This is a genomic window from Pontibacter populi (assembly GCF_019336435.1).
GTDB lineage: Bacteria > Bacteroidota > Bacteroidia > Cytophagales > Hymenobacteraceae > Pontibacter > Pontibacter humidus.
The window spans coordinates 426,986-447,198 of record NZ_JAHWXQ010000003.1 but is presented as its reverse complement, the minus strand read 5'-3'; the positions used below and the strand labels follow the sequence as shown (position 1 = coordinate 447,198).

Sequence of the window (20,213 nt, the reverse complement as noted above, 5' to 3'; positions counted from 1 at the left end):
AAAACAATAATCTTCGTTATTTAATGAATAAGAGATGAGAGTATAAAAATTAAAAAAGCCACCGTACTTAGAACACGGTGGCTTTTTTAATTTTTATAAAATGCTAGATATAGTGTCTACTATCCTTCAGATCAATTGTGCCACAATTACATTTCAAGTATTCTTGCCCACTAGGTCTGTCTAGTTTAACGTAACTCTTGCAATTACTACAAAAGATCTCTTCCTCAATTTCTTTCCATTTATCAAAAATAGCTTGTATCTCTTCTTTGGAAAATGTTGATGTTTCATTTTTCCAATGCACACAGAAATTTCGAAAGAAACTATTTTGGTCAAAATCACTAATTAGATTCACTAGTTTATGACTCACTCCAGCACCACCTCTCTTCAAAAATTTTTCGATTCGTGCTTTGAGAGGACCGAAAAAGTCAGAAAGTGTATAAATGTTCTCGATTCTGTAAGGTATTGGAGTTTGCAAATTTTCACATAAAGTGCCTAAGGTCCATTCTAAATAACGACCTAATGTTTGTCCAGCTTTAACAGGATTGTCATCATCTAAATCTTCTTGAATTTCTTCAAAATAACTCCTTGCAATCTTGTACCGTGGTCCATTAGTAAAATCCCAACTGACAAATTTATACCTATTCCAGTTTGGAAAAGCTCTTTGTACTGTATTGAAAAAAATGTCATCATGTGTTAAAACTAACACTTGGAAATCATTAAAATGAGTAGCTAATAGCTGAGATACCTTTGGTCTTTTATAGTTATCAAAACTATTTACTACATCATCAAGAATAAAAAACTTGAAGTCGTTATTAAAGTGTTTAACAGCTGCTAGAAAAATAGATAATCCAAAACTGTTTACTTGTGACTCACTCATGAACTTATATGCTGGAGTTACCTTTTCTGAAACAAATTCTATTTCTAATTCTACCGCCTTATCCCTACCGGTTACTAATTTAAGCTCAGGATTTTTAAGGAATGGGTTACTACCTTCAAGTATGTTGTAGCAAGCAAGTACGTCTGCAGAAATAATATTAAAAGTACTTTGTATGCTGTTTTGAATATACTGAGTTAATTTTTCGTACAGTTTCTCTAAGTTTATTAGCTTATTACTGAGGTAATTGACCTTTTCTTCACTAATAATATGCTCAAAATAGGTGATAAGCAAGGTATGGGAATTATGATAGTCTTCAGCTAGTCGTTTATTTCCTTCATCATCTTCAAGCGACTTAATTTTCTCGTTTACTGTCAATTGAAGTTCTTCACCTTTTAAGATAAGTTCCTCTAAGTCTGATACGAATTCATCTTCGCTAATATTAAGATCAGAAATCTCTAAAAAAGATTTTGATAGAATATCTTTAGCATTTGGAACACTTTCAATAGTCAAATTTACTGTTGAAAATAGGTCCTTGTAAATTTTTAATACTGTTGTACTTGATTCTGTATTTAAGGCTAAACACTTCTGATTAATCGAGTCAAGTTTATTAATTATTTGAGCTGACTGGATATCATAATTGGATTTCTTAGTTCGAAGCTCTGATAGGGCTAAATGCTTAAAGTTTATGTGTTCAAGTAGATTGCCTTCAAAACTTTTATCACAGAGTGGGCAAATATTGGAATTCTCTAATTTGGGAATTACTTCTAGACTTACATTATATAGATCGGATAAAATTAATTTCGTGAGGTTCTCTTCTTCCTTTCTAAGTTCAACAAATTTGGTTTCTAACTCCTGTAAATCAGTCTTCAAAGATGTTATCGGAAAAAAATTATTCAGTTTAATCTGAAATGCGTTCCACTCAGTCAACTCTTTAATTTTTGGATTCCTTTCAACAAGCTTTTTTAACTCACTTCTTACACTTTTGGAATCACTAAAGTTTGTTATAGTTGTTAAACTATGTCTAGAGGCTAAAACATTAAAATATTTAACTATCTCGGTTTCAGATATGTCATCCGAGCCTGTAACTGATTCTAACGTATTTTTATTCTTTTCTAACTCTTCTCTTAAAGAAGATAAATCCGTAGTTAACTTCTTAATTGATGTTAATAGTTGACTCTGTACACTTGTATATTTTTCTAACCCAAAATACTTAGCTATATATTTATACTTTTCGTTTTTGGTCTTATATACAAAATCTTGTAAATCAATATATCTAAGATAATTAGGGTATTTACAGTATGTCTTAAAGAGTTGATGTTCCCCAGAAATCGTAGGTGCTGTAGTTTTTGAATTGTTAAATTCTACTTTAGTAGAGTTTATAGTAGAGTGGGCAAATTCAACTTGTATATATGAATTATTTCCTCCAGATGCTTTATGAGGATAATCTTTCGCAGATACTCCTTCCTTTTTAAGGCTAACTATATCAAAATTTAGAAGCCATTCCCAAGCATTTAGAATGGAGCTTTTCCCTGTTCCATTTCTTCCGTAAATAGATGCTGAAGTATATTGCCCTCCTTTATTGAAATCAATAACTAGAGGTTGTCTAATTCCCCTAAAGTTCTCAATTGTGATTTTCTTAATCTTTAGAGCCATCAGTTCCTTGCAACTTTGATTTTACTTCTTCTCTGATAGCAGCTAATCTACTGTTAAGCTCATTTTCAAAATCTGTACTGTTGAAGCCTTTGTCTGTAAGATAAGGTTCAATGGAAGATATGAAATCTTCTATTTCAGGATCTTCGTCTTTAATTATTTCTAAAAATATTTTCATAGCTTTTCTCCAATAAATGAAAGCTAAATATAGAGAATCTATATATAAATCTGAATGTTACATCAAGAATATTATTCTACCCCGCAGGAACAGCTTGTAGCTCGTGCCTATCCTTTCCACGCAGCTATACCTTCAGCTAAAGTAACAGTACGAGCTACAAGCTCGCACTAGCGCAGAAACACAATAGCGGGGCACTACTAACCAACTAAGCACAGTGTTGAACCTGAAGTAGTGCCGAAGCAGTATAAGCTTTTCATGAGCAGGAAGTATAAATTTCATAACCAGGAAGGGCTATACTTTGTCAGCTTTGCGGTGGTGTACTGGATAGACGTGTTTACGCGGGAAGAGTACTTTGCTATAGTTACCGACAGCCTGGACTACTGCCGCAAGAACAAAGGTATGGAGATCTATGCCTGGTGTATCATGCCCAGCCACGTGCACATCATCTTCAGAGCCAAAGATAATAACCCGAGCGTGCTGCTGAAGGAGCTGAAAACGCATACCTCCAAGCACCTACAGAAAGCCATAACCGAGCACAACCAGGAGAGCCGGAAAGAATGGATGCTCTGGCTCATGGAGCGGGCAGGGTTGAAAAACAGCAACGTAAAGCACCGGCAGTTCTGGCAACAGCACAGTAAACCTATCGAACTATGGAGCGCAGCCGTGATAGGCCAGAAAATTGACTACATTCATAACAATCCCGTGGAAGCTGGCTTTGTGTCGGAGCCGGAGCATTGGAAGTATAGCAGCGCGATAGATTTTAGCGGCAGCAAAGGTGTGCTGGAGATTGATATTGCCTGAATGGAGGAGGCACGAGCTGCAAGCTCGCGCCAGCGGGAGACAGTGTTTGCCAGCCAAATTTAGAATTAACTAACTGGCAACAGCATAAGGCTACAAGCTTGCACCAGCGGGTGAAACAGCCAGGTATATTTTAAGTAGATTAGCATATGAGAAAAGCTGAAACAGAGATCATCAACCACCTGCACTTTCATGAAAAATACCTTGAACTGGTGCGGCAGCGCCGGAAAACGTCTACGGTCCGGTTAGGTTATGTTCTGCCGAACGCCATACAGTTGCCGCTGGTTTTTGGCGATATGCCTTTACCAGAAAAGGCACAGATAGAAAAGCTGGATTTTACCAAATCGTTTGCCGACTTAACCGAGGCTGATGCCCTAACGGATGGTTTTGAGAGCCTGGAAAACCTCCGGGCAGACCTGAAAGTGTTTTATCCGGAAATCACAGCCGAAGACCATTGTACCATCATTTACTTTAAGTTGCTACCCGCGTAAAAATTAAAATGCAGGCGAGTCCCCCGCTGGCGCGAACTTGCAGTTCGTGCCTTTACTTCTCCACACAACTATACCTTCAGCAAGTGTAACCGTAAGTCTCCCGCTGGCATGTATAGTTGTTGCTGCGCTTTGCCGCTGTTCCTTGCAGTTAACCTAAATTGGCAGGTAAACCCGGAAGGTAGTCCCTACATTTTCCTTACTCTCCACCTCTATTTTCCCGTGTGCATTCTCCACAATCTTCTTAACCATGTACAGGCCAATTCCTGTACCTTCCACGTGACTATGGAAGCGCTTGAACATGGTAAAAAGACCGCTCCTCTGCCCTGGTGACATGCCGAGCCCGTTATCGGTGAACGTCAGCACATGGTAGTAGTCGGCCACGTGGCAACTGATCTGAACCCGCGGAACACGATCAGCAGCCTTGTATTTTATAGCATTGGAGAGCAGGTTGTAAATTACGCTCCGCAGGTTCTTGCCGGAGAAGCGGACAGCCGTATCTGGCGCTACATTTATTTCCAGTACGGCCTGCGTGGATCTTATTAAAGGCGCCAGGTCCAGGGTCACTTCTTCGATCACCCCGGCCACGTTCACCAATTCGGTATTGTATTCGTTTTCCTGCTGCAGTTTGGCCACATCCGTCAGGCTGTCTATGGTTTTTTTGAAGCGTTCTACGGAGCCCTTCATCATTTCCAGTATCTCCTGTGTATCACTACTCAGGTTGCCTTCAGCTGCGTACACTTCGGGCAGTAGTGCCAGCAAGCCCTCGATGTTGATGATTGGTGCCTTCAGGTCGTGCGAGGCAGTGTAAATAAAATTATCCAGGTCGTTATTGATGCTGATCAGGTGCCTGTTCTTTACCTCTATAGCCTCCTGGTGCTCCTTCCGGTCGTGCACATCAGTAGCCGTTCCGAACCAACGTGTCACCTTGCCTTCGCTGTCGCGTTGGGGTAGTGCGCGGCTCAGGTGCCAACGGTGGCTGCCATCACGCATCCTCAGCCTGTGCTCTATCTCGTATGGCGTACCTGTCCGCACTGCCTTTTCCCAGGCTTCTATAGTTGGCTGCTCGTCCTCCTCAATAAGCATGCTCTCCCAATGCCAGTTACCATTTGGCAGTTTCGTGGCTCCTGAAAACTCAGAAACCCGTTCGTTATAGTACGTTACATTGCCTTCCGGTGAGGCAATCCACACGATCTGCGGCATGGCGTTGGCCAGGTTCTGCAAGTCCCGGGCGCTTTGCTCAATTTTTTTCCTGGCCTCAACCTGCTCTGTTACATCAAGGGCTACATGTATCACGCCAGTCACTACACCTTCTTCTTTCAGCGGGGTGTAAGACAGGTTTAAATAATGCGGTTCCACGTTCCCCTTTTTCAGTAAATACACCAGCTGCTCGTCTGCGGTGATGGTCTTTCCTGTTTTCAGCACTTCCCTAACGATTTCCAGCACAGGCTGGTCCTTCACCTCGGGCAATGCTTCCACCAGCTTTTTACCGTTCACTTTGTCTGCCGTCTCTCTGCCCATGATCTGCAGCATAGGCGCGTTTACGTTTTCAATCACCATGTCCTCGCCCCACGTTAAGGCAATGGCCACGGGCGCCTGCTCGATCATATTCCGGAATCGCGCCTCGCTTTCCTCTAATCGCTTTTGAACCAGTACCTCTTCTGTTACATCAATCGCGGTATGGTGGATGCCGTATACTTCGCCATCTTTGTTTAAGAGAGGCTTATAGGTATAATTGAAGTAAGCAGATTCTAAGCGGCCGTCTATTTCCAGTTCCGCTTTTTCTTTTACACCAATGTAGGTTTCGCCGCTTGCATACACCTTTTCCAGCAGATCAAGGAATGGTTGCGCCGCTGGTTCTGGCAATGCTTCTCGCAATGGTTTACCTACTATTGTGCTGTCCTTCCCCCAATAGCCCAGCATGATGTTGTTGGCATACTGTAATTTGTTGTCTGAGTTCAGATAAAGGGCAGTGGCGATCGGGGCTTCCTCGATCAGGGTGCGGTAACGCCATTCACTTTCAGCTATCCTTTCGCGCGCCTGGTATAGCTCCGTAACATCCGCCCCGGTGTTAATGACACCGTAAACCTCTCCGGCTGTATTATACAGGGGAGTAAAACTAAAATCAAAGTAAAACGTCCGCAACTCCCCGCCTACTACCAGGTCCAGTTTATGATTTTTAGCCTCGAAAGATTTGCCTGTTCTATAAACGGTTTCCAGCAGCTCGAACACCTGCTGGTTCTCCAGCTCTGGCAACACGTCTTTGTAGGGTTTGCCCACGATGTCGTTGCCTTTACCCAGGCCATCCTTGAGTGCCTGGTTGGCAAACTGGATGCGCATGTCACTGCCAATGTAAACGCCTATAGGGTGGTGCGAGCTTTCAATAAAAGAGCGTAACTGCTGCTCACTTTCCTCTACCTTTTGGCGGGCCAGTACCTGCTCCGTTACGTCATGTGCCACGCAAAATACGCCGCCAGCAACGGTGTCGCCTGGGTTTGCATAATATGGCTGATAGACAAAATTGTAGTAGCAAAGCGTTTCCTGCCCATCCTTTATCAGCTTGGAGGGGTACTCTTTTCCAAAATAAGGCTGGCCTGTCTCACGCACCTGGACCAGTAATTCGGGGAACCCGTGCGCTATAATTTCCGGGATGGATTCAAACAGGGGCTTACCAATGATGTCAGTTGTCCTGCTTAGGAGTTTAAGCATCTCCTCATTGGCGAGCTCTACCGTATTTTCAGGCCCGGTTACAATGTAAACTGCCACAGGCGCCTGCATAAACAAGCTGTACTTTTTTTCAATCTCCCGTATGGCAGTTGCCTTCTTCTCTGCCGTTACTTGCTGCGTTGCCTCCGTTTGTGTGTGCAGGATGTAGCGCACATTGCCTTCCGCGTCTAATACCGGCTTATTACTTATTTTCCAGTACCGCTCTTCAAATTTGCCGTCTGCGTTCAAAGCATCATATCGTACTACTGGTAACTGGTCGGGAATTTTATTCTTCAAAACCTGCATAAAAGACTCCCTTAAGGCAGCAGGACCTGTGGCTGAGCTAGCATTCGGGTTCTCCGGGTAGGCTTCAAAAACACTTTTGCCCACTACCTCGTGTTGCTCCTGCCCCGTAAGGCGTAGCTGTTCGTCGCTGGCAGCCAGTATGGTAAATTGAGGTGGGTTGGGTTGCAGCAACAGGAAGCTGCCTGGCAGGGCATTGAAAACTTGCTGAAAGTCCGGTGCCGGAATACCTTCCCCGACAGAATTAACCTGGTGCATGCTGTAGCTGATAAGTAATGTTGTAAGTTACACAATTACTCAGCAAGATTGTTTACGCTGCTTAACAATGTCAGTTTGGTATCAGAAACTTTATACCTCTGCGTGTTTACCCGTGAGGAGTAATTGCATTGATCTCCTATAGTCTGAATTACTGCCTTAGAAACAGCGGCATGGAGCCCTGTGCCTGGTGCATCATGCCTAGCCACAGGGCACCTTATCTTCCGGTCCGGAGACAATAACCCGACCGTGTTGCTAAAGGAGATGAAAAACTATACATTAAAACAACTATAGCTAGGTATGGACTATAGCGGCGGCAAAGATGTGCTGGAGATTAATCAAGTTTGAAGTAATAAGGCACGAGCTGCAAGCTCGCGCCAGCGGGGCCAGCGGGTCCTGATTGCATACAGTCATCAAAGTTCGACAGCTAACTTTAGTTGTTAACTATGAAACAGTCACCGGAATTGTTAATCCTTACCAAGTGTAAACTCATACAACACCCTGACCGAAGCATCCCAGTCGGGATGGTTTAAACTACGACGAACACCTGCAATTATCTCCCACCCATGCAAACGGTTGATGGCAATACCAGTACCAACAAACCAGTCCGCTTCTTCCAGGTAGGTGCCTGTTACTTCCAGCAGCGGATGCCAGCGCCCGGCTCCATATACGGCTGCAGCATTGTAGAACCAGTCGGCTTTGTCTGCCTGTAGTTCAGTGCCACCACTCAGGTGCAGTTGTGTTTGGCCGAACTGCCGGGCATAGATCAATACAGGTGAATAAGACAATTCATCTTCTTCGGCTACTGCTATATCTGTATCATGTTTGTTAAGCGGAAATTCAACATCCAGGGCAAAAGTGGCCGCATGTTGGGGAGAATTGAAAATACGGATCATGGTTCCCAGTTCCAGGCGGCGCAAGGTGTGATTTCTGTCAGTGCCTTGCAAAAGGTTATTTTCTAACTCCGCAGAAAACTGTATCCAGTCCGTTAGGCCATATTCCAGGTCCAGGCTCAACGAATTACCCACCTGTATGTCGAACTCCGTCCTGTAATAACTTAAGGTTGCCTGCACTTCCCGGCGCTCCTGCAGATACACTGCCTCGGTAAACGCAAACTCCTGGATAGGCTGCCTGAAGCCCTCCTCCTCTTCTTCCTGTTCCTGGGCAACAGCGGTAGCCGTACTACCAGCAAATAGCAACAGGAAAAACAACAGGAACAGGTTGAAGTTCTTCATAGTGTAGCAGCAACAGTTTATACTTGTACCAAAACGATGCCCCTGAAGTTACTTTGCCCTTCTAATACCGAATTGCAGTACTTGCCCGCTGCCGCGAGCTTGTAGCTCATGCCTTTTCTTCTCCACGCAGCTATACCTTCTCCAGCCCAGCATCAAGTATACTACCTTATTGTACACTCCGCACACACCAACTTCGGCTAAGGGCACTCGTACCTATTTATAGCTTACTTCACAAATTAAAGTCCCTGTATATGAACGAAAATACGACTTCGGTTGGCGCTGCTGAACCTCGCTTTGTGGAACGGCTGGCCGAAAAATTAGGCACAGCAGCGAACAGCGCCACTATTTATGGCGAGCCAGTGGAACGGGATGGGGTTACGGTCATTCCTGTAGCAAAAGCTGCTTATGGTTTTGGTGGCGGTGAAGGTAACGGCACAGAAGGAAAAGGAGCTGGCTCTGGGGGAGGCGGCGGCATGGTGTTAACCCCAGTAGGTTATATTGAAATGAAAGACGGAGCTACCCGGTTCCGCACCATCCGCGACCCGCAGACGGTAGTAAAAGTAGTAGCCATCGGCAGCCTGGCTTTATTTCTGACCACAAAGAGCATTGTCAGTATTTTCAAGAACAAGAAGATGGTTAAGCTATTGAAGAAGTAATCTTTCTGCTGCTATAGTTGGGTAGCCAGGGCAGGCGAAATAGAAGTTTTACCAGGTACTGATAAAAACGAACCTACAGCCTGAGAACTATGTTTCTAGATATGGAAACTGCAAATGTGTGCCAGTTCTGTTGACAGGTTTCACTTGCCTTTGTCGGCTTCCACTCTGTCCCCGCCGGCACGAACTTGTAGCCTGTGCCATTTTTTGTCCATACAGCTACACATCCTACACACGTAACCGAACGAGCTAATAGCCCGCACAAGTAGCTGATCAGGCATATGTAGCTAGACTAACTTTTAATCAGCAACCGGTACAGCAGGATGAGTATACTTACAAGGAAAATAGTGGTGTAAATCTCCTTGTTATACCTGGCCAGCCAGTTTGGCAGGAAAATATCAAAATTATCGCGTGTTGAGTCGGAGTATTTTCGGGCAACAACCGTTATAGGGCACATCTTCCGGAAGACCAACAGCACAAGCCCTTCCAGCACCACCAACCCAATGCAGATCCAAACCCATTTATCAATCCGATCCGTGAGCACGGCATAAAGCAGGTAGAACATCACCACATTATAAAAGATCCAGATCAGCGTATGCACCAGTTTTAAGAGCAAAAGCTTCCGCTCATTTGATACCTGATCCTGGAAATATGGTTGTCGGGTTCGCTTCATAGATCAGTATAGTATACGGCATACCCAGCCATCCTGACCTGCATGAAATACCAGCCTGATCTACCAGCAAACAGGAGTTTGGAGCTTTTGTCTTTCCCCCGCTGGCGCGTGCTTTTAGTGCGTGCCTGTTCTCTTCCAGCGATACCACCCGTAGTACTACCAATTCAATTAAATCAGCGGCACTTCCTGTCAATCAAGGCACTAACAAAACCTGTTTCTTTCCAACGCTATAGTTAGCGTTCAGGTCGTTTCAGTTGCCTGCATAACATAGGGCAAAAAGCTCCTATGATCCGTGAATAGCTTGCATGTACTAGAGTTATCATTTCGCTAAAATGTAGCAGTATCCCTAAACTATACGCTGTGTTATACTTCCTTTTACAGTCCCTTTACCCTTTTATGGGGTACGTTCTACTTAGTAATACTACCAGCTAGCCATCTTTAGGATAATCAAAATCCAATTTACTCGTATTAAACTCCTACATCAATTCAACTTCAGTATCTGATTTCAATCTTATTCCCTAATTATAGTTTCACTTAACAGTTTGTAGTATGTTTAAAATTAAGTACACTTCCGCGAATGTAATATGGCCGGCTCTTTTTGCAATGGCTGGTCTTGTAGGCTGTTCTCAGGACGAGGACCTGATGGCAGGCTCGGAGAAAGACCAAACCTCTGTTAGTGCCATTACTTCCGCCACCGCACCAACGAATCTTTCTTTCAGGGCCAACCATTATATCGTGCTCTCTACACAGGAAAAACTGCCAGCCGGTTTAGAAAACAAGCTGGCAACTGCCAATGGTAAGGTTACCTCGCTGTTATCGGGGGCAGGTGTGGCACTGGTATATTCCGAGGACCCTGCCTTTATAACCAAAGCCAGTAAGATCAGCGGTGTGCGCTCTGTAGTGCGCGATTTTAATGCGCAGTGGATAAACCCCAAAGATCAGAAGCTGGTAGCTGTTGAAGCGTACGGTACCCCGCCTGCCAGCGGAGACAACGACCGCTTTTTTGATATGCAATGGGGACATGCTGCTATAAAAGCTTCGGAGGCCTGGAACAAAGGCTATCGTGGCAAAGGTGCCCTGGTTGCTGTACTTGATTCCGGTTTCGATACCGATCATCCGGACCTGGCTGCCAATATTGAAAGTAAGTTAAGCAAGAGTTTTGTAACCGGCGAAGAAGTAGCATACAAACTGAACGACCCGTTCAGCCATGGTACACACACCGCAGGAACTATAGCTGCCGCCGACAATGGTATTGGCACAATCGGTGTTGCGCCGGAAGCAAGGCTGATGCTGGTAAAAGTACTTACTGATGAAGGCTCAGGTGCTTTCTCCTGGATCATGCAGGGTATTTTATATGCTTCAGCCAACGGAGCTGATGTAATCAGTATGAGTATAGGGGCAGCAGTACCACGCAACGGCAGGTTCCTGGATGATAACAATACCCCGGACGACCCTTCAGATGACTTTATAGTAAATGATACCAAAGCTGTTCAGGAACTGTTGGTTGCCCTTAGCCGCATAACAAACTATGCAACGCAGCAAGGCTCCCTTCTGATAGCATCGGCAGGTAATGAAGCTAACAATGGCATGACAGATCAATCGCTGGTTCATCTTCCGTCAGCTGCCGGCAATGTGGTTTCTATCTCTGCTACTACTCCTATCGGTTGGGCACTAAACCCAACTACTACCTTTATGGATAATTTAGCGTCGTACTCCAACTATGGAATTACTGATGTTCATTTTGCAGCTCCCGGTGGCGATGCCCTGTATGAAGGAAATGAAACTGCTACGGTATCCGGTTTAACCCGCCCGGCTTATGTATTTGACCTGGTATTTAGTACTGGTAGCTTAGATAGTTATTACTGGTCGGCGGGTACAAGTATGGCTGCGCCGCATGCTGCCGGAGTGGCCGCGCTTATAGTTGGCAAAAATGGCGGGCAAATAAGTCCTTCCGGTTTACTGGCTAAACTAAGAGCATCTGCCGACGATCTTGGCAAGCCTGGACAGGACCCATATTATGGTTACGGACGTGTAAATGCTGACAGGGCAGTTTCTAACTAACTGGCTTTAGATAAAAGACAAAGAGCCCGGCAGAAATTCCTTTCTGCCGGGCTCTTTGTTTATACGCTAAACTTTAGTATCATCACATATTATAAAGTCCGAAGGGGCTATCCTCAGCAGGCGCCCCTTCAGCAAAACAATTAGATATACTTTACTCCGGGCAACTATATCTACTTCCTGTTTGCCGTCAGGTCGAATTGTATATCAACTTCCGGCAGAATGTGGTGTTCGCCCAGCGCAGGATCGGCGGCATAGGTCATGCCCCATTTGGTTCTGTCCAGCTTAAAGCTTGCCTCCAGTTCCAGGTTGTTTCCTGTAAAGTTGATCCTGGCCGGGAACGTGATCGGGTGTGTCTTCCCAAGCATAGAAAAGTCGCCGGTCACAGTGTAGTTTGCCTCCTCCGATGCGCTGGCAAGTGGTTGTACCTTTGTGATTTTGAACGTGGCCGTTGGGTGCAGCGCCAGGTGAAAGAAGTCCGGGCTCTTGAGGTGCTCGAGCAGCATCGGCTTCACCTCGTCAGGCAAATCGAAGTTCACAATCGTCGCGATCGGAATAGTGAACGTGCCGGACGTTACCTTGCCATCCACCACCTGAATATTCTGGCTTTGCACCTGGAAGGTGCCATCGTGATACAACTCCGGGCTGTAGCCTTTCCACTTCACCACAGACGCGCTCTCCTGCAGGGCATAAATGCTTTGACTCAACTCCTCGTCTTCGCAACCGGTTAAGCAAAAGGTACTAAAAAGAACACACGCAACTAACATTACTTTTTTCATGGTTTTATTTTGTTTGAGTTTTAAATGATTTCGATTGAGTATTTGGATAAGATATAGCATTGAACTTCAGCCGCTGGCGCGAGCTTGCAGCTCGTGCCTTTTGAGGTAGAGCTACGGGGCGGAATACTTCTGTTAGCAAAAGCCGGTGAATCTGCAGGTGTAAACACCCCTCTGCGCTCCCCTCAAGGGGAGAATTCACCAGAATGAAACGACTCTGTCATCAAGTGGAGATTTTTATGAATCAAAGCCTAATGAATCACGATAAGACTAGTGGCTTTCCTCTAAACCGCCTTGTTATTAGGCATCGCTTTTCTGTTTGCCATCGCCAGGGCCAGGGCAAGAACAAAAAACACTGACTCTGTCATCAGCCATTGATTTCCGAAGTCGCCCAGGGCCCCTTCCGAGAAAATGGTAATGGTGCGCGACAGAGCATAGAAGCCCCAGAGCAGGCACAGAAACAGCAAGCCGCTTTGGGTATCGCGCAGCATCAGGTAGATCAGGCTCAGGAAGAGCGTCATACCGACGCCACCATACACCCCGCGTATAGAACTGAAGGCATCGGTATTATTTAGCTGCACATGTACCAGGTCCATCACGGACTGCGGGTTGGCAAATGCCATCACACTAACAGACAGGAGGCTTAGCGCCGAGAGGAGAATAAAGCCTTTGGAGGCCAGGGCAATGGTTCTTTGTGTCTTCATAACAAGTTTTGTTTAAGTTTCTGTTACAAAGATGGGGTACCACGGAAAGACTATTCTTGGTAAATACCAAGATTTCAGATTCTTACTTTATTGAGCAGCTTGCTGAAGTTTGTCGGGTCGATGCCCAGGTAATTGGCCAGGTACTTATGCGGCACCAGATGCAGGATGTGGGGGCTGCGCTGCAGCAATTTCCTGAACCGCTCTTCTGACGAAAAACACTGCAGCTCTACCAGCCGCTCCAGCAATCCTGACAAACTATAGGATAGCCCTGCCCTTATCATTGACTCGATGGCCGGCCTGGTCTGCATCAGCCGTTGCAGTTCCGGGTAAGGCGCTCTCAGAAAGACGGATGGAGCTAAGGTTTCATAGTAGAAACGTGAAGGCTGCTGTAACATAAAGGAATCGAGCACGCCGCCAAAGGATGGGGAATAGGTAAATACCAGCGTCGCTTCCCGGTCCTGGTCATCGAAGTAATATACACGCTGCACCCCATCGGCTACAAAGTACAGGTAATGCTCCACCTCGCCCGCCTGCGTAACAGGCTCCTTCCGTTTGGCCACATGGCGGCTCCAGAGAGCAGCGAACACCTCCCAGTCTTCGTCGGACAAGGGGCGGATGCCGTTAACCAGTTGCTTAAGCTGCTGCAATTCTTTGTCCATAGTTGGGGAGGTTGCTGTTGGATTTTACTGCAAGTTAATGGGAGTTAGGAGGTTTGCAAAGTATGGGTTTAGGATAGATTCGGAGTTGGTGTGGGCTTGCGTTTGTTATTCTATAGTTAACGTAATCCAACCACCCCCAACCCCTCCTTGTTTAAGGCGGGGAGCTTTGGATTGCTCCTCACTTTGTCATCCTGAAAGGATCTTGGTAGAATGGAGGAAAGACCTTTGCTATAGTTCAACAGATAGTTTTATAGCTGGTGTTTTAACCCACCCCTACCCCTCCCGAGAGGAAAATTCCAGCTATAGTTATAGTTGATGCTATAGTTCTATAGTTAGAGTCTTAACACCCCTGTAATCCCATACGAAACATTAATATCCCGGCAGTATAGATCACCACGATAACACTATAATTTACCAGACTAATATTGGTGTATTAAACCGACACATATACGCATGCGGAATAACCAAAGTACTCCAATAAAACCACCTCACCCTTCTCCCTCCATTCTACTGCATTATCCCAGCAAATACGTATAGACCTTAGCCGTAAAACCGACCTGCGGCTGGCTAAGGAACACAGAAGTATAAAAGCATGGCAAAAGACTTTTTGTACGCACACAACAGCATCCTGATTGTGGCAGTTTTGTATGTGTTGATCATGCTGGCCCAGGAAGCCGGCTACCGGATCGGTCGCCATCACCAGCGAAAATCTGATAAAGATGTAAAATCGCAGACCAGCACCATACAGGCGGGCACGTTGGGTTTACTGGCCCTAATACTTGGTTTTGCCTTCAGCATGTCGCTCCAGACCTACAACAGCCGTACCGAAGCAGTCGTTAACGAGGCAAGCGCTATTCGCACGGCCCTTATGCGTACGCACCTGCTCCCCGCTCCTTACGATTCACTTACCCACGTGCAGCTGCAACAGTACGTAGACCTGCGGCTTGCCTTAAGCAACACCAACTATGCCATGGTAAAAGATCAGGAAGCACTCGCCGACAGGACAGAAGCACAGCAGCGCGCCATCTGGGACCAGGCTGTAAAAGCGGCCCGCTTAGACCCAAACCCGGTTACAACAGGCTACTTTGCAACGGCCCTTAACCAGATGGTTGTCGCGCACGACGAACGGAATGCCTTACTGGCCATGCACGTGCCCGAGGTGATCCTGTACCTGCTGTTCATCGTTTTTATAATGGCGGGAGCCCTGATCGGGTATGGTAGTGGGTTGGGACAACGGCGCACCAATCTTCCGTCGGCCTTACTGAGTTTAATGATCTGCCTGGTAGTTTTCATCATCATCGACCTGGACCGCCCCATGCGGGGTATCGTAAAAGTAGACCAGCACAGCCTGGAGCGTCTTAAATCAGATAGGTACCCGTAACAAAAGTAAGAGGCCGATCAAAAAGAATATGGTCTGTTAATTCAGCAGACAGCAGCAAACTATACTCTTGCAAACTTTACCATCAGTAATTTAGCTGGTCAATGTTGGGAGCGCACAGTCACTTCGGGTTATACTAAAACTTTAAGGCTGCGCTGGTTTGTTCTCCCCTTTATTCGCCATCCTAAAGAATCTTTTGAGCAGAAAGTAAGCACACCTGACCTTCGGATCACCAGGTTTCTTGCCTGAAAACAGAGGGTTTTAAAGCACGGGAATGTAGCGCCCTTTAATGATCAGAACACAGGTTTTATAGTTCGAAACACAGCTTATTGCACGTTATCTCAACTTCCCCTAATTGTTTTCAAGCCATTCTATAGTTCAGTTGTATTCGGTGGTAAAAGACCGGTAAGATCATAAACTGCTACTTCCAGGTTCCCTTGTGCCTGCAATCGTAGCGAGAGCCCATCGGGCTTTGGGTCGATGTCCTGCACTGTTACAGTTGCTACAGCGCCTTTCAGTTTCAGTCCTTTCAGTTCAAGCCCCTGCGCCAGTTGAGCATTTACCTTCTCCAGTTCCGCTGCAATGATGGGCTTCAGGTCAACTCGTGCCTTTTCGATGATCTGGTTGTAGGCTACCTTATTTACCAGCACCTGCAGGGCAGTGTTGTAAAATCCACTCGAGGTAGCAGACTCCATTGAGAAATGCTGTACATATACCTCTTGTGTGGCATTATCAAAGTCCAGGGCAACCGATGCGTAAAGATCTACCATGTCCCGTTTCAGTACTGTGCGCAGAATTTTCAGCTGGACACGTAGCTGTACATTATAGTCTCCACCCCTGCTCCCTGTTATGCCTACATTCAATACCTGGGCGTACGGATTTAATGCTGTACCTTCTTCGGGCTCGGGTATATACATGCCGATCAACTGCTGTTGCAGTACACTTTCGAGGGCAGAATATGAAACGGTAAGGGGAATATTCAGTTGTATAGCGTTTTCCATAGAGATGAGTTTAGGAAAGGAATAGCACGTATCAGAAGCAGTTAAGTTACAACTATACAGGTATGTGCTGCTCAAAAGCCTTTAAGCAAGGCTTCTTTCCTCAGGCATTAAACTGCATAAAGGTAAGCAGAGAAGGCTGGCAGGGCAAATTAAAAACGAATGAGGACGCTGTCTATAGTTGGCGTGGCCTGCTCCCCTAACCTCCCTTTCAACAAGTTTCCTTACAGAATGACAATAAATTTTTAACTACTTTTCTTAGAATGAAGTGCTCCGGCCCTAATCTTTCAGAGCCCCGTTCGCTAACTTCAAACTTGCTTTATCTGCAGTCTAAGGTTGTTAGTTTTACTTACTAAAGTTGCTCCTGACTTTATGTAGAACGGCTTCAAGATTTGTAAAAACATATGTAGGTCTACTAATTCAATTGTATAGTTGAAAACGATATGTTAACTGCGAAGCTCAGACTCAATAATTAAATAAGAACAGCCTCTCAAACTAAGGGTTGAGAGGCTGTTTTCCTAAATCAAACTATAGGTATTTAAGGTTACTTGTTGCAACCGCAGTTCCACGAAAAGCCGTTAAATTCTACTGTCACCTGGGCTACGGTTGTTCCTTTCTGGTATTTGGATGCTTTAGGCCCTTTCCCTTTCATGGGGCCGGAAAGCCAGGTGATAGCGCCTGTTTTAGCATTGTAACTATACTTGCCTGTTCCCCCGTCATCCAGCCAGCGGTAAGTGCCATCTTTCTTCAAGGCAAAATAGCCTTTATATTCATTCCGGTAAGCAGGGCTTACGTTCGGGCCGTTCCACACCGACTGGTCGCAGACATACTTGCCGTATACCAGCGCGCCGCCGTACGTTACTTTTTTGGCCGGTGTGGTTTTTACCTGTTTAGAAGCCTGTAATTTATTCCATTTAGCTTTGCCCGACGCTACATCTCCAATATACCGTGCAGCCAGCGCCTTGTCGCCGGCAACAGCTTTCTGGTAAAATGGTTTTGCCTCTGCATCTTTGCCCTGCGCGGCAAGCGAAACAGCCTTCAGATAGTTGGCATACGGGTTTTCCGGGTCTACACTCAGCGAAAGACTGAATCTTGTTTCGGCACTGCTGAATTCACCTTTCTCATAGTACAGAATACCTTGTATGGCTTCCTGGCCGGGAGCAAACATCTGCGTTTCTTTACCGCCAGTAGCATACGAATGCTTTAATTGGGAAATATAAGCATCCAGTCCTGTCGCTATAGTTTCTGGTTTTGCGGGAGCTGCTTCGGCCGGGCGATTGGCTGGTGTAGCTGGTTTCTTAGGTTCGGCAGCAGCCTGGCCAGGCACGTCTTTTTCGTAGCGTGCTTTAAGGGAAGGCTCCAGCTCTATTGCTTTCTGAAAATACTGCTGTGCGAGTTTCGCTTTTTCAGTGTCTTTTTGTTTTAGAAGCGAAACAGCATACTGGTAATTGGCAAAGGCATGCTCCGGATGCGCCCGCACAATACTTGCAAAACTATACTCGGCAGATGAATAGTTACCGGCTTCTAAATAATCCTGTGCATACAAAAAATCGGACCCTATAGACAAGAAACCTGTTTCACTTCCGCCTGTTGCCAGCGAGTGTCTCAGTCGCTTAATGTATGCATCCAGGTCATTGGTTTGCTGTGCATAAAGCTGTGTCATACAAAGCAGTAGTGCACCAACTAATAGCAGTTTTAGTTTATTACCCATTTTAAAATAGTGTCAAATATCTTGCTATAAATATATAATCTTTTTTATAAGAATATAGCTAAATAATAGCCTGCGACTTAAATGAGCTTAATGGGCGAGTTAAAATGAATAACATAGAACGCAAGTGTTTACACTAAACAAATCCAGCAGTTGCCCTAGATCCTCGCCTGGTAGGTATATAGTTGATAATACCTTCCTTGTTTCTCCAACAGTTCTTCGTGGCGGCCCTGTTCTACGATGTGCCCCTGCTCTATTACTAAAATCTGGTCGGCCTGGCGGATGGTGCTGAGGCGGTGTGCGATCACGAAGGTAGTGCGGCCCTGCATCAGGGTCTTTAAGCTGGCTTGTATCAGGCTTTCGCTTTCGGTGTCGAGGTTAGAGGTTGCTTCGTCCAGAATCAGGATGCGTGGGTCGGCCAGGATGGCCCGCGCAATGGCAATGCGCTGTCGCTGTCCTCCCGAAAGTTTCACGCCGCGTTCTCCTATCAACGTATCCAGGCCATCCGGGAAACGGTTGGTAAACTCCAGCACGTGTGCAGCCTGTGCGGCCGCCATCAGTTGGGCTTCAGTAGCGTTAGGGCGCGGGAAAAGGATATTATTGCGTATAGTGCCTTCAAACAGGAAATCGTCCTGCAACACTACGCCCAGTTGACTGCGGTAGCTTTGCAGGGTTATGGTTTGTAAGTCGTGGCCGTCTACAGTTATAGTGCCGCTATCGGGGTTCAGGAACGAGGCTGCCAGTCCGGCTATAGTTGTTTTACCGGAACCGGATGTACCAACCAGTGCCGTAACAGAACCGGCAGGAGCCTGGAAACTGATCTCCTTTACCACATCTTTCCCGGACTCATACGCAAACGAAACGTTATCGAAAACAATGTTGCCATGGATGTTCTCCAATGTCAGCGTGCGGTGTCCGCCATCACTTTCCAGGGGCGTGTTCAATATCTCTTCGGTGCGGTCGAGGCCGGCAAAGGCTTCGGTAAACTGGCTGCCGATGTTACTCATCTGCAGGATAGGCGCGATCATAAAACCAAGGTACAGGGTAAAGGCCAGGAAATCTCCAAAGGTAAGTTCACCCTTCATGATCAGGTAACCGCCAATGCCCATAATGCCCGCCGAAGCAAGGCCAAGCAGCAAGGTAGCGGCACTGGTTACCATACTGGTGGTGGTCAGGCTTTGCTTCACATTCTGGAATAATCGAGTCACGCCATTCTCAAATACTTTTATCTCCTGCTCTTCGGCATTAAATCCTTTTATCACGCGCACGCCGCCCAGTGTCTCGGTCAAACGGCCGGTTACTTCTGCATTTATCACACCGCGCTCCCTGAAAATAGGCCGTATCCTCCCGAACGCTTTTAAAGAGATCACCCCAAAAATAGCTACCGGAATCAGGGCAAAACCCGTCATAAGCGGGCTGATATAAATGAGCAGCACCAGGCAGATAACAGACGTAAGCACACCACCCACCATCTGGGCAAAGCCAGTGCCAACCAGGTTACGCACGCCTTCCACATCGGTCATGATGCGCGACACCAGCTCGCCGGTTTTGGTATTGTCGAAAAACCGGATGGGCAACTGAATGATGTGCCGTTGTACTTTGGCCCGCAACTGCGAGATCAGATGCTGTGCTTCCACACTCAGTATCTGCGTAAGCGCAAACGAAGTAACCGACTGGATAACGATCGCCACTACAATGGCAACTATAAGCCACTTCAGCATGGTAGAATCGTTCTTCGGAATTACATCGTCGATCAGGTATTTACTGGCACCCGGCAACACCAACCCAGCCAAACGGCTTATGATGATGAGCACCAACCCCATGGAAAGGTACTTTTTCCGTGGCCAGATGATGGTTTTAAAGACCTGTGCTAAAGTTACATTCTTGAGTTTTTTGGATTTGGCCATAGTTTATTTTATCCCTTTAAAGGGTTTTAGAGCGATGATGAGGAAGCTTGCTACAGGTATAGTTCAGCAGCCGGGTGCAAGTTAGCGGTTTTATAGTTTGGTTGATGACCGCGTTTGCTTCTGCCTGTATAAATCACCTCCCTTTAAAACTATAGTTTCGGTTGCTCATGCTTTACCCCTGCTCCGGACAACTGTTCTGCTGGGTTAGC

At 46.0% G+C, this 20,213-nt stretch carries 17 protein-coding genes; 5 read left to right on the top strand and 12 right to left on the bottom strand.

The window, feature by feature from the left end; genetic code table 11:
- Window positions 1-103: 103 nt before the first annotated feature.
- Both KYK27_RS13640 and KYK27_RS13635 read right to left on the bottom strand, forming a co-directional pair.
- Window positions 104-2,530: an AAA family ATPase gene (locus tag KYK27_RS13640; protein ID WP_199110594.1), complete on the bottom strand. Its 2,427-nt coding sequence runs from the start codon at window positions 2,528-2,530 to the stop codon at window positions 104-106.
- Window positions 2,514-2,705: a hypothetical protein gene (locus KYK27_RS13635; RefSeq protein WP_199110593.1), complete on the bottom strand. Its 192-nt coding sequence runs from the start codon at window positions 2,703-2,705 to the stop codon at window positions 2,514-2,516. Before KYK27_RS13635 ends, KYK27_RS13640 begins: the two co-directional genes overlap by 17 nt.
- 255 nt (window positions 2,706-2,960) lie before the next feature.
- Here KYK27_RS13635 and KYK27_RS13630 point away from each other — a divergent pair, with 255 nt between their 5' ends.
- Together KYK27_RS13630 and KYK27_RS13625 are read left to right on the top strand one after the other, a co-directional pair.
- Window positions 2,961-3,506: an REP-associated tyrosine transposase gene (locus KYK27_RS13630; protein WP_199110592.1), complete on the top strand. Its 546-nt coding sequence runs from the start codon at window positions 2,961-2,963 to the stop codon at window positions 3,504-3,506.
- A 146-nt stretch (window positions 3,507-3,652) separates the two neighbouring features.
- Window positions 3,653-3,994, top strand: a complete 342-nt coding sequence (locus KYK27_RS13625; RefSeq protein ID WP_199110591.1) for an ASCH domain-containing protein — start codon at window positions 3,653-3,655, stop codon at window positions 3,992-3,994.
- 153 nt (window positions 3,995-4,147) lie between these two features.
- Here the strand turns inward: KYK27_RS13625 and KYK27_RS13620 are convergent, their stop codons facing one another.
- Both KYK27_RS13620 and KYK27_RS13615 read right to left on the bottom strand, forming a co-directional pair.
- Complete coding sequence (locus tag KYK27_RS13620; RefSeq protein WP_199110590.1) at window positions 4,148-7,258, bottom strand: PAS domain-containing protein; 3,111 nt, start codon at window positions 7,256-7,258, stop codon at window positions 4,148-4,150.
- A gap of 464 nt (window positions 7,259-7,722) precedes the next feature.
- Window positions 7,723-8,490, bottom strand: coding sequence for a hypothetical protein (locus KYK27_RS13615; protein ID WP_199110589.1), 768 nt, complete (start codon window positions 8,488-8,490; stop codon window positions 7,723-7,725).
- 251 nt (window positions 8,491-8,741) lie between these two features.
- Here KYK27_RS13615 and KYK27_RS13610 point away from each other — a divergent pair, with 251 nt between their 5' ends.
- Window positions 8,742-9,146 (top strand): spore germination protein GerW family protein, encoded by a 405-nt coding sequence (locus KYK27_RS13610; RefSeq protein ID WP_199110588.1) that lies wholly within the window; start codon window positions 8,742-8,744, stop codon window positions 9,144-9,146.
- 289 nt (window positions 9,147-9,435) lie between these two features.
- Here KYK27_RS13610 and KYK27_RS13605 read toward each other — a convergent pair whose 3' ends face one another.
- On the bottom strand, window positions 9,436-9,816 hold the full coding sequence (locus KYK27_RS13605; RefSeq protein ID WP_199110587.1) for a hypothetical protein: 381 nt from the start codon (window positions 9,814-9,816) through the stop codon (window positions 9,436-9,438).
- Complete coding sequence (locus KYK27_RS13600; protein ID WP_199110586.1) at window positions 9,770-10,009, bottom strand: hypothetical protein; 240 nt, start codon at window positions 10,007-10,009, stop codon at window positions 9,770-9,772. Before KYK27_RS13600 ends, KYK27_RS13605 begins: the two co-directional genes overlap by 47 nt.
- Before the next feature lie 356 nt (window positions 10,010-10,365).
- On the opposite strand from KYK27_RS13600, the gene KYK27_RS13595 reads away from it, so the two are divergent.
- Window positions 10,366-11,877, top strand: coding sequence for a S8 family peptidase (locus tag KYK27_RS13595; protein WP_199110585.1), 1,512 nt, complete (start codon window positions 10,366-10,368; stop codon window positions 11,875-11,877).
- A 170-nt stretch (window positions 11,878-12,047) separates the two neighbouring features.
- Here KYK27_RS13595 and KYK27_RS13590 read toward each other — a convergent pair whose 3' ends face one another.
- The 3 genes from KYK27_RS13590 to KYK27_RS13580 all read right to left on the bottom strand — a co-directional run bounded on the left by KYK27_RS13590 (window position 12,048) and on the right by KYK27_RS13580 (window position 14,013).
- Complete coding sequence (locus tag KYK27_RS13590; protein ID WP_199110584.1) at window positions 12,048-12,653, bottom strand: YceI family protein; 606 nt, start codon at window positions 12,651-12,653, stop codon at window positions 12,048-12,050.
- A 281-nt stretch (window positions 12,654-12,934) separates the two neighbouring features.
- The gene (locus KYK27_RS13585; protein WP_199110583.1) at window positions 12,935-13,354 is read right to left on the bottom strand and encodes a DUF4345 domain-containing protein; all 420 of its coding nucleotides are present in this window, start codon (window positions 13,352-13,354) and stop codon (window positions 12,935-12,937) included.
- 74 nt (window positions 13,355-13,428) lie between these two features.
- Window positions 13,429-14,013 (bottom strand): Crp/Fnr family transcriptional regulator, encoded by a 585-nt coding sequence (locus KYK27_RS13580; protein WP_199110582.1) that lies wholly within the window; start codon window positions 14,011-14,013, stop codon window positions 13,429-13,431.
- Between the two features lie 592 nt (window positions 14,014-14,605).
- Here KYK27_RS13580 and KYK27_RS13575 point away from each other — a divergent pair.
- Window positions 14,606-15,394, top strand: coding sequence for a hypothetical protein (locus KYK27_RS13575; protein WP_233150436.1), 789 nt, complete (start codon window positions 14,606-14,608; stop codon window positions 15,392-15,394).
- 368 nt (window positions 15,395-15,762) lie between these two features.
- Here KYK27_RS13575 and KYK27_RS13570 read toward each other — a convergent pair whose 3' ends face one another.
- From KYK27_RS13570 to KYK27_RS13560, 3 genes are all read right to left on the bottom strand, one after another.
- Entirely contained in the window at window positions 15,763-16,392 is a 630-nt protein-coding gene (locus tag KYK27_RS13570; RefSeq protein WP_199110581.1) for a DUF4403 family protein, read from the bottom strand.
- Between the two features lie 541 nt (window positions 16,393-16,933).
- Entirely contained in the window at window positions 16,934-18,052 is a 1,119-nt protein-coding gene (locus KYK27_RS13565) for a tetratricopeptide repeat protein (protein ID WP_199110580.1), read from the bottom strand.
- Between the two features lie 203 nt (window positions 18,053-18,255).
- Entirely contained in the window at window positions 18,256-20,004 is a 1,749-nt protein-coding gene (locus KYK27_RS13560; RefSeq protein WP_199110579.1) for an ABC transporter ATP-binding protein, read from the bottom strand.
- Window positions 20,005-20,213: the final 209 nt, after the last annotated feature.